This is a genomic window from Streptomyces sp. Tu6071 (genome assembly GCF_000213055.1).
In the GTDB taxonomy this organism is placed as follows: Bacteria; Actinomycetota; Actinomycetes; order Streptomycetales; family Streptomycetaceae; genus Streptomyces; species Streptomyces evansiae.
Genome location: NZ_CM001165.1, coordinates 4,054,464 through 4,069,804, shown reverse-complemented (window position 1 = coordinate 4,069,804; position 15,341 = coordinate 4,054,464). Strand labels below are relative to the sequence as shown.

Below are 15,341 nucleotides of genomic sequence, written 5' to 3'. Positions count from 1 at the left end.
CGGGTAGCGTGCGCGGGTGCTCTTCACGCAGATACAGCCGCGCCGTGTGCCCCCGATGAAGGCACCGGGTGCGTTCCTTGTTCAGGACATGTGGGACGACTTCGGGTTCAAGACCAGTTTCACACTGTGGTGTTTCAACGGCTCACGGCAGATCGAGATCGGTACCTGCAAGGTTGCCTACTACGGGATGGAATCAGGCAGGGTCGACCTCCCGCCGACGTTCGAGCGTCTCTCCGACCGGTACTTCTCGCTGGGGGTCGACGAAAGCTACTACACCCAGTTACGTGACGAGTTCGACTCCAGCACGCGCGAGTCCATCCTCAAGACGTTGAAGGATGCCGCGTTCGATCCCCACCTCTTCGAGGTCGCTTCCGAAGAGGCGGTGATGACAATTTCGCTCTTGCGAGGCACGGAACCCGAGACGGTGACCGGCCAGTTCCACCGCATCGCGACCGGAGGGCCGACACGCTCCAAATTCGACATTGAGTACCACCAGCGCGTCTCGGAGCCCGATCGGTCGTGGATCCGCCTGGGCCTTGAAGTCGACCCCGATGCCATGCCGCCGACCAACGTGCACGCACTGATCGGCAGCAACGGTGTCGGCAAGACCCGCCTCCTGGACACGCTCGCCCGCACAGTGCTTGGCGCGCGTCTTCATCCAATTGATGGAAGTCGGCTCATCGACCGTGCGGGGAATTATGCGTATCCGTTCGCGAACCTGGTTTCTGTCGGGTTCAGCGCCTTCGACGCCCACGAGCCGCTCGCCCCGACCCGGCATGTCGGCTACCAGTACGTCGGCCTAAAGAAGCGCGGGGAAAGCAGCCTGAAAGAGCTATCCGAGCTCGGGGAGGAGTTCGCCAAGAGCGCGAGCGCCTGCGTGTCCCAAGGCCCCGTACGCAAACAGCGCTGGCGTGAGGCTCTGGAGCGTGTGGAGGAGACCGACCCGATCTTCCAGGACCAGCAAATCGCTCTCCTCGCAGCCCCCGACGGTGAACGGCCCGACGCGGAGAGCCTCTTCGCCCCGTTGAGTTCGGGGCACAAGATCGTCCTTCTCACCCTGGCCAGACTGGTCGAGCACTGCACCGAGCGGACCCTGGTCCTGGTCGACGAACCCGAGGCACACCTGCACCCGCCGCTACTGTCGACTTTCATCCGAGTGCTGTCCGCACTGCTCCTGGACGCCAACGGGGTCGCGCTCATTGCTACGCACTCGCCGGTGGTCCTCCAGGAGACACCGCGCCGCGCGGTGTGGGCGCTGCGCCGGGCGGGAAGCGACGTGGCGGTGGAACACCCCGAAATCGAGACGTTCGGGGAGAACGTAGGGGTCATCACCCGGGAGATCTTTGGTCTGGAAGTCACCCGCACCGGATTCCACGCCATCATCGAACAGTTCGCGAGGGAGGGGTACACCTACGAGGACATTCTGGGCACCTTCAACAACGCGCTGGGGGCAGAGGGCCGTGGGCTGGCCCGTGTGGCCGCTCGCCGCCACCGGGACGGGACGCACTGATGCTGCACATCAATCGCCCGGTGCAGGAGTCCGCCCGTGAAGCCTTCCAGCTCTGCACCAGCACCAAGGTCGGCAAGGAGCAGGGAAGGATTCTGTCGGGATACGAGGAGTCCATAGTCAAGGCGGCAGAGACCTTCGCCGCGGCGTGCACCGCATCTGCGCTGCACTCACTGGACCGCAGGGCGTTCCGCCCGAACCCGCCCGATAAGAATCACACCACGGCGCTGATAGGGCTTTACGATCGGCGGCTGCGGGACAAGGAGTACCCCGGGCGCCCGCTCTACGACCGGATCAGGAACGCTCCTGGCAAGTGCCCGTTGTGCGGGATCGGCCGCATCAAGCAGGTGGACCATCACCTTCCGAAAGCCCACTACCCCTTCTTAGCGGTGGTGCCCGACAATCTCATCCCTGTCTGCGCCGACTGCAATACCATCAAGCTCGATCGCTTCCCGGCCACAGGGGGAGAGCAGAGCCTCCACCCCTATTACGACGACATCGAAGACCAGCTCTGGCTGCGCGCCGAACTCCTCGTCCAACCTGGCCCGGGGCCGCTCGATTGGCGGGTCCGCTACTTCGTGGACCCTCACCACACCTGGGGTGAGGACCTCGCCGACCGCGTACGGTTCCACTTCGATGCCTTCGAGCTGGACTCGCTCTTCGCGAAGCAGTGCGCCGACGAACTCGTCACTGTCGGCGCGGCTCTGGAGGAGGTGTTCCTTGCCGGTGGGGCGGGGGACGTCCGGGCCGAGCTCGCAAGCTTGATGCGCTTTCGCAGCAAGCCCCGGCGGAACAACTGGATGGCGGCCCTGTACCGCGCGCTCGCCAACAGCCACTGGTACTGCGAGGGCGGGTTCCGGGACATAGCTGCGGGTTGAAGGCCGGTGCGGCACGGGCGCTCTGCAGTGAACGAGCCTGCTCCAACCTGCCGGACTTACTCCGGCGTTAGGCTGACAGCGCCAAGGAGCCTCTGGTAGACGGGTTTTCGACCAAGAGAACCGGATCCCTCAAAGGCTTCGCGTGCTTATTTACCGCTCCGGCATCGGACCTGTCCAGCTTCACCTTGTGCTTCCTGGCCGGCCAACTGCGCTCGCGGCATCGATGGCAGGGCATGCGATGGGGGCGCCTGCCGCCAGACCACCAGAAACTGCTGGTCCTGGCCCATCTGCGCAAGGGCGATACCTACGCTCAGCTCGCCGCCGGGTTCGGCATTGGCACCGCCACGGCCTACCGCTACATACGCGAGGCGATCGAAGTCCTGTCCGTCCTCGCCCCGACGCAAGGCGTTCCTGATCCTGGACGGCAACGCTCCTGCCGATCGACCGGATCGCTCCCGACCGCCCGTACTACTCCGGGAAGCACAAACGCCATGGAATGAACGTGCAGCTCATCGCCGACCCGCACGGCACACTGCTGTGGGCCTCGCCTGCGTTGCCCGGTACCACCCACGACCTGACCGCCGCCCGCACCCACGGGATCGTGGAGGCCCTGAGCACCACTGGGCTGACGACCTGGACCGACCGCGCGGGCCAGGCGGCGGGGCGACACATCCGGGGGTCGATCCGCGGCCAGAACTCAAGCGGCGGCAGCGCCGCCACAGCACAACCCACGCCAAGATCCGCTGCGTCGGCGAACATGCCGTCGCCACGCTGAAGGGCTGGCGAGTCCTCCGCAAGATCCGATGCAGCACCAACCGGATCACCAACCTTGTCCGGGCCGTCCTCACCCTTCATCCGGCCAGGTCAACGCAGAGCTGAAATCCGCTTATTGTCCGTCAGCCAGTGGCCGCGCCGAGACAGCCACCCGACCCCCGCCCTATCTGGACGGTGGGCTGAAGGCTGCCCAAAGGCCGCCTTCACCACCCTGCTACCCAGCCCGCACGGGCCCGCCACTGGCACGGTTAGGCGCCCGCATCAGCGAGCTAGCCGAGTAGGGCCAGTGGTCGGGCCCTCGCTGCGGCGCACGAACTGAACCACTCGCGACTCACCGGTCGCGTCGTCCTGCTGCGGTGACCGCGCGGGCCTGCGAATGCCTGGCGCCTTCGGCGTGGGTGCGATCGACCGGAGTACAGCTGGCGGAATCGCCAAGTGATCTGCCCCGGGCACGTATGGTTTAGGGCCGAAACGCCGTTCCAGGAGGGTCCACAAAAGAAGAGGACTCTCTTGACCGACTTCAACCGGTTCCTGCTTTCGCCAATTGCGTTGAGAAAGCTGAACATACAAGGACCGCTTGCGCGTCTCATCGATCCTGCCAACAGCGGACGCACGCATAATCAGAGCCTGGATGGAGATACCCCATGTGGCCTTCATCCGCGCGTACTCCGTCAGCGTCATACGCGGTGACAAATCCTCCTGTGCCCGCTCCCGAGGCATGAGTAGAGCCGATGCGAAGCGGTTTGCCTCTGCCTCGGCGTCCTTGGCCCGGGGCCGGAATGTGTGAAGAACGAGGTGCCCTAGCTCGTGAGCGAGGGTAAACCGGTCGCGGTCACCACTGGCCGGAAAATAGCCGATCAAGGCTGTGCCACCGAGGCCACTCCAGTAGGAGACACCGAAGTGATCGTTGCTGCTGGGTTCGTCGCCGGACTGGTCGGTCAGAACCATAGGGGCAACAGCGATACCCCCTCGCTCGAGAGCTCGTGTTAGGTGGGGAATCGGCTTGTCCGGGGCAAGCCGGAGGGTGATACGAGTCTGATCCGCTAGCTCTTCGATCTCCCCACTGGTGACCTTGTCGGCGCCCGTAAAGGGCAGAGGAGGTGTTGGATACCGCTCCGCTGTGATCAAGTCGTCGGAGACTCTGTAGCTCTCGCTGTAGAGGGCGTGCACTCGCTTTGTCACCGTCCGCTTCGCGGAGGCGAGCTTCCTGAACCGTAGGGAGTCCAATGGGACTGCCATGGGCTGGACGTAGAAGAACCTGATGGGCGTCTCGGTGGCCTTCGCGATGAGTTGCAGTTTGGCATCGTCGTGATCCCGATAACCGTTCTCAACGTCCGAGATCCAGGACGATGCCACTCCGGACATCGACGAGACCTGGGCCTGCGTGAGACCCATCAGCTCTCTGAGCGTGCGCAGGCGTTCACCGGGAGATGCCGCCAGCACCGAATTCATTGCCCTCCTCCTCGTTCGGGATGTTCAAATTGATGTCCTCGTCCGAGGGAAAGAACTCCATCGAGCCCAGTTCCTCGGCAGTGGTGGGCAACACGAAGTCCACGTCTACGGGGACACTCCGACCGTAGAGGCTAGGGCCAATGGGGCGGACAACCCGCAGCGTCGGCTCCCTGTTGGCGGCGTCCAGGTCCCACAGGATCAGCAGCCGGTCGTTCATCGGGCCAAAGATCGGCTCTTGCAGCCCAAACCGCATCTGCCTCGGATCGAGGGGCACGTTCCGGTAGAACGCCCGCCGCGCAAGGTTTCGTCCCGCAGCAGGAATATCCCCGGACGGACCGTGAAGGACACGCGCGCGTAGCTCGCCGTCCGTGAGCCAGAGCTCGCCGTTGCGCCGGTGATTGCCCGAGAGTCTCCACGGGTCTACGTTGCGCTTGCTCAGCTCGTGGTGCACGTGGGCACGCACGTAATGGGTGCGAAGCCACCTGTAGTCGCGGCCCGAGAAGTCAGGAACGTGATCCCGCTCGGACTCATCGGGGCAAAAATGGATCTTGGCGACGCCTGCACGGGCGAAGCAGTCGTACAGCGGCTCGCACAGGTCAGTCATGGCCTGCTTGATCCGTTCCACACCACTGTTATCCATGGGGGTGAAATTATCACGCGAAAAGTTAAGGGTCCAGCAGGCAACCCCACGGATACCGCGAGGTCATAGCCGAACTTTCGTTCGGTACACCTACCCGATCACGCTCAGCCTTTCGGCCACAAAAGCGACAGGCCAGCCCTGACCGTGAGCCCAGCCCTACAGCTCCGAAGGCCACGGGCGGGCGGACGGTCCGGGCGACGAACGAAGCGCAGAGGGGGATGTGGCCGACGACGGGCGGCCAGGTGAGCGACACCGTGTCCGCTCATCACGGGTGCGAGTCAGTGCCGACCGGGGCGCACCCCCTGCCCAAACCCGGCCATGAGGGCCAGAGACTCCCACTATGCCGCCGGCCACAAAGCACCGAATCAGTGCGCGGCGAAGCGCGAACTTGGGCATGCTGAAGGAACGGCGCCTGCTCGGTGAAGCGTGTCAGCCAAGGACAGGCCTCCCCTCGCACGGTTGTACCCGCCTGCATGACCGACGAGAGGCACTGCGCCCGCCAAGGTGCTCCCGCTTGCGGGTTTCGCAGCAGCCTCGCCTTCGCGCGCATCGCCCGAGGAGCGTGCCACATCGTGCCAGTAGGGGCGGTAAACAGCGGACAACAACGGCGTCATCCCACATCTGTGGGGCAGACGCGGTAGCCCGTCGCCGCAGCTCAGGAGCGTGAAACAGCCCGAAGTACGGGTGATTCCCAAGCTCAGAGCGCGAGTTCGATTCTCGTCACCCGCTCTTATATGGAGCCCCAGGTCAACGACCTGGGGCTCCAGCGTTGTCTAGACCTTCAGGGGGCGGCGTGCCATTCGCGCGCCCTTGGACGTCGTTTCCTTTGGCAGGATCACTATCCGATCTGAGCATGACGAGCCTTGCGGAGCGGTGGGCGCCGGGCGAGTTATGGAGGTCGTTTCGGCGGGTAGTGGCTCCAACAGTGGTGATACGTCCGCAGGGTGGGGGCCGGTGGCGGGCGCGTGACCGCGAGGCGTTGGTCGCGATCGTTTCGTCGCCCGTTCGGGATGCACCAGGCGGCAGCTCCCTCCGGTCTTCGGCCCTGCCTGGCCCACGGTCTACCGGTGGATCGAAGCTGCTTCCTTGGCCAGCGGAACCCCCGGCCAAATGATCGCCAGCAGCACCTGGCCGAGCAGCCCGAACGCCGCCCTGGCCGGCGGCAGCGGCCAGGCCGACGGTGTCCCTCACGCCCGGATAGGCGAACCGGCCGGTGATACCCAGCCTGGAGAAGCCCGTTTCCTCCGCTCGCAGGCGGGGAATCACCGAGGCGCGGACGTCGCCCCACCTGGTTGGGTCTTCCGATGCCAATGCGCATCGAGAAGCTCCTGAGCTGATACGGGTGTCGACGTATTACGGGTCGTGGACCGCTTCCGGCCTGATCCTGGCCGAGCACCTATATACCCGGGTGACACCGGTCAGACAGCGCGCACCGAGGCGCTCAGGACGGCGAGGGCGTCGTTGAGCGCTGCCGGCTGGGAGGGCGGCGGGCCCTCGTACCAGCCCTGCGGCACGGTCGACTGCAGAAAGGTGCCAGCCGGTCGGATGTCGCTGTGTGCCTGGTGAAAATGGACGATGCCGCGAAGCAGCGCGGCGCCGGCCGCGTCGTCGGCGGCGTCCAGGACCAGGGCCCCGTTGTGCAGCACGGCCAGCTGATTACTCAGGTCTCCTTCGACGAGGAAGCGTTGCAGTGAGGACCGCAGCAGGGGCAACGCTTCGCTGCCCTTCGCGTCGACCAGGGTCTGGGCCAGCATCAGCTCGCTGAGCGCGGCCGTCCAGACGAGCCCGGAGCCGTCGGCGAGTTGCACCGCGGCCCGCAACCGGTCTCGGCCTTCGACGGTCCGGCCGGCCATGACGAGGGCGGCGCCCCACGCCATCGCGGTCGCCGCGACAAGCCAGGTGGTCTGCGTTTCGGTGGCGATGACGTGCGCCTCGGCCGACGCGGCCAGCGCGACCACCGGGTCGCCTCCCGGCAACTGGACCAGCGCCTGGTAGTAGCGGACCTCGGCGAGCAAGCTTCGATACCTCGGTTCCGAGGCCACCGCCAAGTTCGCCTCGGACAGCGTGTGGCGCGCGGTGGTGACGTCGCCGGTGAAGTAGGACAGGGCAGCCGAGGAGGTCTTGGCACGCACGATGTCGCCGAGTGGCGCGTCCGGCGCCGCGGCAAGGGCCGCGCTCAGCGTCCGGTTGCCCTCGGCAAGCAGGCCGCTGCGGATCCAGAACCACATGAGCCGCGCGGCCGTACGCAATGCCTCAACCGGGGCATACGTCAGGTCGTGAGCGAGCCCGGCGCGCAGGTTCGGCAATTCCAGACGCAGCGCCGCCATCGTGGTGGCGGACCGTACGCCCTGCAGGTCGCCCTCGGCTTGGGCGACCAGCTTGCGGACCCAGAGGGCATGAGCAGCCCGGGTCGCCGCCGGATCTCCGTCCACCAACCGGCCGTACGCCCGGATCGTCTCCAGCATCCAGTAGCGCGCCGTGCTGCCGCCGGTCTCGGCGGTGACCACGGACTGGTCGACCAGCGAGACGAGTGCGCCAAGATCACCGGCGGAGCCCGCGGCCTCCAAGGGGAAGCCGCCCTCGTAAGGCCAGAGCCGCACCGCGAGGTCGTGCTCCTCGCCGGACAGGAGGTCGAAACTCCACGCGACAGCTTCCTGCAACGTCGCGTGGGGGGTCATCTTGCTGTGCGGGATCCTGCCCAGCACGGTGAAACGGTCGTCCAGGTTCGCGATCAGCCCCCGTACGCCGAAGGTCCGCACCCGCGCCGCCGCCAGCTCCAGGGCCAGCGGCAGACGGTCCAGCGCGTTGGCGAGGCGGCCCAGATCCTTGCGGTCGGCGTCCTGCTCGGTCCAGCCGGGACGGCCCGCGCGAATGCGATCGGCCAGTAACGTCACGGCGTCGCTGGCAGCCAGCGGCCCGAGCGGCAGACTGTGCTCGCCGTCGACGCCGAGCGGGCTGCGGCTGGTGGCCACCACACGCAACGTGGGGATCCGGTCGAGCAGGTCGACGACGACCTGGGCCACCTCGCCGCCGAGGTGCTCGCAGTTATCGAGTACCAGAAGTTTCCCGTACAGGCGCAGCCGCTTGATGAGTGCCTCGTACAGGTCCCCGGTGCACCCGGTGACGCCGGTCGCCGCGGCGACCGCTGAAACCAGGTGGGCGGGGTCGGCTACATCGGCGAGCCGGACGACTGCGTCCCGCCCCGCCCATTCCACGGCCAGACGGGTCTTGCCCGATCCGGCGGGCCCCACGACGGTGACGAGCCGGTGCAGGCCGACGAGACGGCTCAGCAGGGCCAGATCGGCGTCGCGTCCGACGAACGACGACAGCTGCCGGTCATTGGGCTTCACTGCCGGGGAACCGGTGGCCGCCAGGGCCGGGTCCTGGGACAGGATGCGACTTTCGAGCTGCCGCAACACCGGTCCCGGGTCGATACCCAGTTCCTCGGCCAGCAGGGTTCGCACGCGGCGCACCGCGTTGAGCGCGTCAGCTTGGCGTCCGCAACGGTAGAGCGCCAGCGCAAGCAGTTGCCAACGACGTTCGCGGTACGGCGCCGCGTGCACCAGCGGTTCGAGCCTGGCCACGGAACCGGCGTGGTTACCGGAGGCCAGTAGTGACGCGGCGGCCTCCTCCTGGGCGCTGTCACGCTGTTCCAGCAAAGCGGCACGGATCGCCACCGTCGACTCGTCGTCGCCCAGGTCCTCGTAGGGTGTCCCGCGCCACAACCCCAGCGCCGCCTCGAAAGCCTCGTGCGCCTCGGCCTGGCGGTCGTCGGCCACCAGCGCATGAGCGCGGACGAGGTGGCCACGGAACTGTTCGACGTCGGTGCCGACGGGAACGAGCCGGTAGCCGCCGGCGGAGCGCTGCAACGCCGTGCCCGGCAGCACCCGGCGGAGCCGCGAGACGTACACCTGCAAGGCGCCCGCCGGGTTGCGTGGCTGGTGGTCCCCCCACAGCCTTTCCGCCAGGCTGTCCTCCGAGACCGGTCGGCCTTCCCCAGCGACCAGAATCGCCAGTAGCCTGCGGGACATTCGGCCCCCGACGTGGACCGAATGATCACCCGCACGGACTTCGAACGGACCCAGCACCGCGAACGTCAGCACCGCACCATGTAAGCCCATGGCACCGACGGCGGCAACGTGGTGAGGACTCCGCGGTATGCGTGCTGTATGCGGTTTGAAAGGTGCGGTCTCAAAACTTCTTTCATGCACACCGATAAGAACGAGAAGATGGCTGACAGCCGCGACATGATCGGCGCGCACGACGCCATGCGGAGAGAGTTCGGCGCTCTGCCCGCGCTGATCGTGGGTGTGCCGGCCGGTGACGCGCGGGGCGCTGACGTCGTCGCCGGCCACGTACTGATGATGGTCGACTTCCTGCATGCCCATCACACCAGCGAGGACGACCATGTGTGGCCCCGGCTGCGGGAGCGCTGCTCCGATGACGTCGGGCCCGTCATCGAGGCGATGAATCAGCAGCACACTGCCATAGACGAGGACTTGAAGGCGCTCGCCGCGAACGGCCGGCGCTGGCAGGCCACCGCCGACGTGTCCGACCGGGATGCCGTCGCCGCCGTCGCGGAGCGTCTGCTGCCGGGGCTGTATGAGCATCTGGCGCTGGAGGAGCAGCGTATTCTGCCGCTCATCGATCGCCACCTCACCGAACGCGAGTGGAAGACGACGGTCGAGGCGTCCCTGGGCAAAGTGCGTTTCTCGCAGCGCCTGCTGATGCTGGGCATGGCCCTGCACGGGGCGAGCGAGGTGCAGGCCCAGCTGCTGCGCGCCGCCGTTCCCGCTGTCGTCTGGCATGCCGGCCGCCCGCTCGGGACCCGTCTTTATCGGAACCACCATGAGCGCCTGGTTTCCGCGAGCCGGGACGCAGACCTCGGCACCAGCTGATCGATGACGACAGCGGATCCGGCGCGGGCCCGCATTCCCGCAGAGCACCGCGCCTCCCTGTTCTCGATCCGCTTGTCCGCAGGAGGAGCCTGCCGAGCCTGGCCGGCTCGCCCCGGCCAGGGGCCGGCGGGGTACGGGAAGCCCCGCCCGAGCCTGCCCTGTCCGGCCCGTGCACCGAAACTCGGTTGAACACGGCTTCAGAGAGGACGACCAGCCCGGCTTCTCGCAATTCACGTAGTGCCCTGCCCATGCACTCGGCAGCCAAGGCCCATCGCCCCTCATCCCCCCAAGGGAAGGTTGGACACGAGTTGGTTAACGTCCTCATCATCGGCGCCACACAGGGCACCGGCCGGGAACTGGCCGCCGCCTACCTGCGCGACGGCGCGAACGTCGTCGTCACCGGGCGCGAGGCCAAGCGGGCCGAGACCGTAGCCGCAGAACTGACCGCCGAGGTCGTGGAGACCGCCGCGACGGTAGCCGGGCATCAACCGGCCGTCGCCAATGACGGTGGCCCGCCTCGTCTGGGCGTGGTCACCGGTCTGGCGCTCGACCTCAGCCGCCCGGAGACCGTAGCCGCGGCGCTCACTCCGGTCGACCAGGTCGATCGGCTCGTCCTGGTCGGTATGGTCCGCGACCGCAATAGTCTGGCCGGCTTCGACATAACGACGGCGCGCCAGTTGGCCGTGACAAAGGTCGTCGGGTACACGGCCGTCATAGCCGCTCTGGCCGAACGCCTGGCGCCGAACGCGGCAGTGCTGCTGTTCGGCGGCGGCGCCAAGGACTACCCGTACCCCGGCTCGACGACCCTGACGGCCGTCAACGCCGCCGTGACCGGGATGGTGCGGACGCTGAGCATCGAACTGGCGCCGGTCCGGGTGAACGCGATCCACCCCGGACCGATCGGCGACAGCCCCTTCTGGCAGGGCCGGGCGGAACTGGCCGACACTCTGGCCCAGTTCCGGTCGGAGACGCTGACCGGCGAGCTCGGCCGCATGGCCGACATCGTCGACGCCTGCCGCTTCCTGCTGGAGAACCGGCTGGCCAACGGGATCGACCTGTCCGTCGACGGCGGGCATCCATAGGACCGGACACGGCGTGCCCCCGTTCTCTCCTCAAGTCGGCCGCCAGGCTTCTCACACCGCTCAACACCCCCGAATCACCGAATGAACAGCACGCTCCGCAAGCGCGATCCCGGCAGTGAGCACAAGACCATCCGACACCCTGACCATTCACAGAAAGAACACAACCCATGAAAATTGGTATCGGAATCCCCAATCAGATACGCGATATGAGAGCGGACGTCATTCCAGAGTGGGCGCGGCGCGCCGAAGAATCGGGGTTCGCCTCCCTGGGCAGTGTGGGTCGTGTCGCCTACCCAGGAGTGATGGACACCGTCGCGCTTGCAGCGGCGGCAGGTGCCACCAGCAGGATCGGGCTCATCAGCAACGTCCTCCTCGGCCCGGTGTGGCCTGCTCACCTGCTGGCAAAGGAGGCGCAGAGTATCGACGGTGTTTCGGGCGGCCGATTCACCCTCGGTATCGGCCTTGGAGGGCGGCCCGACGATTTCGTAGTGGAGGGTCTGGGCCCTCGCGGAACGGGCAAGCGGCTCGACCGTGATATCGAGACATATAAGAGCGTGTGGCGGGGCGAGGCTCCCGCCGGCTGCGACAATCCGCTGGTGCCCCAGGGCAGCCGTGAGGTGCCTTTGCTCTTCGGCGGCATGGTCCAGGCTTCGTATCACCGCGTGGCACGCTCCGGCCGTGGCTATATCGGTGCGTCGGTCCCGGCACACATGATCGCCGGTGCCTTCGACGGCGTGCGTACAGCGTGGACGGAAGCCGGACGTGAGGGCTCTCCGCATTTGGTGGCTATCGCCTATTACGCGGTCGCGGATATCGAGGCTGGCCGGGCGAACGTCTACGACTACTACTCCACCGCAGGAGCAGATACCGCTGATTTCATCGCATCCGCGGTGAGCGGAGGAGCGGACGTGATCAGGAAAACCGTCAGCGAGTTCGAGGCGATCGGAGCAGACGAACTGATCCTCAATCCGACCAGCGACGACATCGACGAGATCCTGCGCGTCGCCGATATCGTCCTCTGACACGTTCACTGGGGTTCATGTGATCCACGACGTGGCTAAAGGCGCAATCACCACACTCGTCGCACCCGGGATCGGACGACTCAAAGGGCGCCTGAACCGCTCTGCATTTCCTGGAGTCCGGTGGGCTTGACTCCTGCGGACCGGAGGACTGATTCTCCTTCGCCAGGATCGTAACCCTGGCATCAGGGGCTTCACCGAAATCGGAGCAGCCCAGAGGCCGGTGCAGAGGCTGGTGGCGATCGCTGTGTAGGCCAGGAAGTGTTCGGGTTTCTCACGGACAACGTTTCCGGCTGCGTGGGCTACGTGGCGGAAGCACTGGCCCGCCAGCTCCGGCACCACCTCCTGGGCGACGGTCTCCGCCGTCATGAGGCGAAGCACGGCCCCTTCAGCGACGAGGAGTTCGCCGAGGGACGCGCTTCGGCTCCGCCGGCACCTCCGAGGACGCGGACGCCTCGTGAGCGAGCGCGTCGAGACAGCCGTCCTAGACTCCGAAGGGCTCTCCGCCTGGATCGCCCAAGGCCGCGAGAGTCATCGGACTGCGTGTGCACGAGCTCGCCACAGTCGCCGAGGTCACCCTGCGACAGCCAAGTCCGCGCCTTACCTCTCTGAGCCACCAGCCCACCCGGAGCACACACATCACTGGGCCCGTCGCACCGCCAGCCCTCGTGCCCCATCCGTGCCCAGCAGAGCGGACAACAGCGGTCAGATGCGACTCCCATGGACCATAGCCAACCACCCCGTCCAAGGAAAAGTGCAGTTCAGAGCACCTGCAGTAGTCCAAGCACCACTGATTCCCAAGTTCAGAGCACGAGTTCGGTTTTCGTTGCCTCGCTCCGTCGTGTAAGGCCCGAGTCGGTGACTTGGGCCTTCATCGTTGGCGGGGCTCTCGGTCGGAGATGTCTGTGTCGTGGGGTGGCGCGCAAGCCGGTCGGCTTGTGCGGTTGCGGGATCGGTTCGAGGGGACGCCTCCGCGTTGTTCAGGTTGTCGATCCGTGGTCGGCGCCTGCCGGGGTTTCGGCGGGGGCCGGGTCTCTCGGGAGGGACGCTGCGCGTGCTCCAGCGGCGGGTCAGTCCTGGGGATGCGGGGGTGTGGCAGTGGGCGGGAGGTGGAGCGTCTCGGGGGTGCGGAGGGTCTTGGTGACCTGGTGGCGTTCGGTGGCGGTGAGGGGGAGGGCGGTGAGGCGGCGGCGCCAGTCGTCGACACCCTCGGGGTCGTCCAGGGCGGTGGCGAGTTCGATCAGGGTGGCCAGGGTCCGGGCTACGTCGAGGGGCGGGGCGGTGCTCCCGTACTTGCGCAGGCCCGTAATGAGGATCCGCAGGGCCGTGCGGTCGTCGTTCTTGAACTCGCTGAAGACGCGGGCGTTGTCGAGGACCTTGGCCAGGCCCGTAAGGCTCTTCGAGCCGCCGTACTCCAGCTCCGCGGGCTCGTCGCGCTGGATGAAGATGAGGGAGTTCCCCGAGGGGTCCACGACGGTGAACCGGCTCGCCCCCGGCCGGAACCGGGTGATGCGCGGCCTGCCCTTGGCCAGGACCTTGCCATAGGCGGCGCGCAGGGCCCGGGTGAATTCCGCGTGGTAGGGCGCGACTTCGTCCACCATGACCAGGCAGGCGCCCGCGTCCTCCCTGCTCGGGTCGATGTTCTTCGGCGGCGTCCCGAAGTGCAGCGCGACACCGCTCCACTCCAGCGCCAGGTAGAGGTAGGGCCGCGTCTGCTTGTAGGCGACGCCGAATCCGAGCGCCTGGTAGAACTCCAGCGTCTCCTCCACCGACGCGCACGGCAGCACCGGCACCGTGGTCTCGTTCGCCCGCACCATCGCCTCCGTCACCTTCGCCGTCCTTCCCGATTCCCGTCCCGCCCGGCCTCCAAGGCTGCCGCAAAACCGATTCGGGCGCCTATGGAACTCTTCGCTGCCCTTCCTCCTGCGGGCCGTCGGGGGCCCTGGAAGGTCGGTCGCGCATACGGCGGCCGTCCGTTGCGCACATCCAGATGCGGCCGAAGACCGACGCCTCCACGTGCCACGGGGGGGGGACGCTCCCTCTCCTCCGGACCGCACCGCCCGGGACCTGCCGCACCGGTGTACGGGCGCGGCCGGTGATCTGCCCCGCGGGGCCCGCCGCCGCCCGGCCCCCACCCGGCTCGGCCTCCCGTCTGTAAGGATCGGGAGGCGTGCCGTGTGTGCGGGACGAGACGCAGTGGTTTGTGCGGGACGAGACGTAGTGGTGCGGAAGGACTTTTCATGACTGGCGACGACCGGGGCCTGACCCTCATGGCTGTGCACGCCCATCCCGATGACGAGGCCACCGGGACCGGTGGGGTGCTCGCGCGGTATGCGGCGGAGGGGGTGCGGACCGTGCTCGTGACGTGTACCGACGGGCGGTGCGGGGACGGGCCGGGGGGTGTGAAGCCGGGGGACGACGGGCACGACGGGGCGGCCGTGGCCGCGATGCGGCGCGAGGAGCTCGAAGCGAGTTGCGAGGTGCTGAAGATCAGCGACCTGGAGATGCTCGGCTACGGCGACTCCGGGATGATGGGGTGGCCGAGCAACGACGTGGCCGACGCCTTCTGGCAGACGCCCGTCGCGGAGGGTGCCGCGCGGCTCGCGGAGCTCATGCGGCGGTACGAGCCCGATGTCGTCGTCACCTACGACGAGAACGGCTTCTACGGGCACCCCGACCACATCCAGGCCCACCGCATCACCATGGCGGCGGTGGAGCTGAGCGGCCTGGCGCCGAAGGTGTACTGGACGACGACGCCCCGGTCCGCGATGCGGCAGTTCGGCGAGACCATGCGCGAGTTCCAGCCCGACATGCCGGAGCCGGACCCCGAGGAGCTGGCCGCGATGGCCGAGATCGGCCTCCCGGACGAGGAGATCACCACGTGGGTGGACACCGCCGCCTTCAGTGACCAGAAGTTCGACGCCCTCGCCGCGCACGCGAGCCAGGGCGAGAACATCTTCTTCCTCCGGATGGGCAAGGACCGGTTCCGGGAGCTGATGGGCACGGAGACGTTCGTACGGGTCCAGGACGCCACGGGCGCGGACCTCCCTGAGGACGACCTCTTCGCGGGGCTGCGCTGACCGGCCCGTAC

The 15,341-nt window shown here is 67.2% G+C and carries 10 protein-coding genes and 2 pseudogenes; 8 read left to right on the top strand and 4 right to left on the bottom strand.

Translation table 11 applies throughout. From position 1 onward, the window contains the following. The first annotated feature begins 16 nt into the window (after positions 1–16). The 3 genes and pseudogenes from STTU_RS16880 to STTU_RS32255 all read left to right on the top strand — a co-directional run bounded on the left by STTU_RS16880 (position 17) and on the right by STTU_RS32255 (position 3,264). A complete protein-coding gene (locus STTU_RS16880; protein ID WP_007824993.1) occupies positions 17–1,510 on the top strand; it encodes an AAA family ATPase in 1,494 nt (497 codons plus the stop codon). Further along, entirely contained in the window at positions 1,510–2,385 is an 876-nt protein-coding gene (locus STTU_RS16875; protein ID WP_052862378.1) for an HNH endonuclease, read from the top strand. The genes STTU_RS16880 and STTU_RS16875 overlap by 1 nt, the downstream gene beginning before the upstream one ends. 142 nt (positions 2,386–2,527) lie before the next feature. Beyond that, a pseudogene (locus tag STTU_RS32255) lies at positions 2,528–3,264 on the top strand (transposase family protein). Positions 3,265–3,420: 156 nt separating this feature from the next. Here the strand turns inward: STTU_RS32255 and STTU_RS16865 are convergent. The 3 genes from STTU_RS16865 to STTU_RS16855 all read right to left on the bottom strand — a co-directional run bounded on the left by STTU_RS16865 (position 3,421) and on the right by STTU_RS16855 (position 9,354). Continuing rightward, positions 3,421–4,611, bottom strand: a complete 1,191-nt coding sequence (locus STTU_RS16865) for an XRE family transcriptional regulator (RefSeq protein ID WP_078518993.1) — start codon at positions 4,609–4,611, stop codon at positions 3,421–3,423. Beyond that, positions 4,580–5,251, bottom strand: coding sequence for a hypothetical protein (locus STTU_RS16860; RefSeq protein ID WP_043255455.1), 672 nt, complete (start codon positions 5,249–5,251; stop codon positions 4,580–4,582). Before STTU_RS16860 ends, STTU_RS16865 begins: the two co-directional genes overlap by 32 nt. 1,418 nt (positions 5,252–6,669) lie before the next feature. Further along, positions 6,670–9,354 (bottom strand): AfsR/SARP family transcriptional regulator, encoded by a 2,685-nt coding sequence (locus STTU_RS16855; protein WP_199785026.1) that lies wholly within the window; start codon positions 9,352–9,354, stop codon positions 6,670–6,672. 102 nt (positions 9,355–9,456) lie between these two features. Here STTU_RS16855 and STTU_RS34270 point away from each other — a divergent pair, with 102 nt between their 5' ends. From STTU_RS34270 to STTU_RS36085, 4 genes and pseudogenes are all read left to right on the top strand, one after another. Beyond that, a complete protein-coding gene (locus STTU_RS34270) occupies positions 9,457–10,149 on the top strand; it encodes a hemerythrin domain-containing protein (RefSeq protein ID WP_043255453.1) in 693 nt (230 codons plus the stop codon). Between the two features lie 308 nt (positions 10,150–10,457). Further along, positions 10,458–11,231, top strand: coding sequence for an SDR family NAD(P)-dependent oxidoreductase (locus STTU_RS16845; protein ID WP_007824985.1), 774 nt, complete (start codon positions 10,458–10,460; stop codon positions 11,229–11,231). A 167-nt stretch (positions 11,232–11,398) separates the two neighbouring features. Further along, the gene (locus tag STTU_RS16840; protein ID WP_043255451.1) at positions 11,399–12,253 is read left to right on the top strand and encodes an LLM class flavin-dependent oxidoreductase; all 855 of its coding nucleotides are present in this window, start codon (positions 11,399–11,401) and stop codon (positions 12,251–12,253) included. A 454-nt stretch (positions 12,254–12,707) separates the two neighbouring features. After that, positions 12,708–12,779: pseudogene (locus STTU_RS36085) on the top strand (DNA-binding protein); the annotation flags it as partial. Positions 12,780–13,320: 541 nt separating this feature from the next. On the opposite strand, the gene STTU_RS16835 reads toward STTU_RS36085, so the two are convergent. Continuing rightward, positions 13,321–14,079, bottom strand: coding sequence for a glyoxalase (locus STTU_RS16835; RefSeq protein WP_078518992.1), 759 nt, complete (start codon positions 14,077–14,079; stop codon positions 13,321–13,323). Positions 14,080–14,490: 411 nt separating this feature from the next. Between STTU_RS16835 and STTU_RS16830 the strand changes: the two genes are divergently transcribed. After that, positions 14,491–15,330, top strand: a complete 840-nt coding sequence (locus STTU_RS16830) for a PIG-L family deacetylase (RefSeq protein ID WP_043255449.1) — start codon at positions 14,491–14,493, stop codon at positions 15,328–15,330. The last annotated feature ends 11 nt before the right edge of the window (positions 15,331–15,341 follow it).

Coding starts and splice junctions, on each gene's coding strand:
- STTU_RS16865 (WP_078518993.1), bottom strand. CDS start 4,611: ATGAATTCGGTGCTGGCGGCATCTCCCGGTGAACGCCTGCGCACGCTC.
- STTU_RS16830 (WP_043255449.1), top strand. CDS start 14,491: ATGACTGGCGACGACCGGGGCCTGACCCTCATGGCTGTGCACGCCCAT.
- STTU_RS16840 (WP_043255451.1), top strand. CDS start 11,399: ATGAAAATTGGTATCGGAATCCCCAATCAGATACGCGATATGAGAGCG.
- STTU_RS16860 (WP_043255455.1), bottom strand. CDS start 5,251: ATGGATAACAGTGGTGTGGAACGGATCAAGCAGGCCATGACTGACCTG.
- STTU_RS16875 (WP_052862378.1), top strand. CDS start 1,510: ATGCTGCACATCAATCGCCCGGTGCAGGAGTCCGCCCGTGAAGCCTTC.
- STTU_RS34270 (WP_043255453.1), top strand. CDS start 9,457: ATGCACACCGATAAGAACGAGAAGATGGCTGACAGCCGCGACATGATC.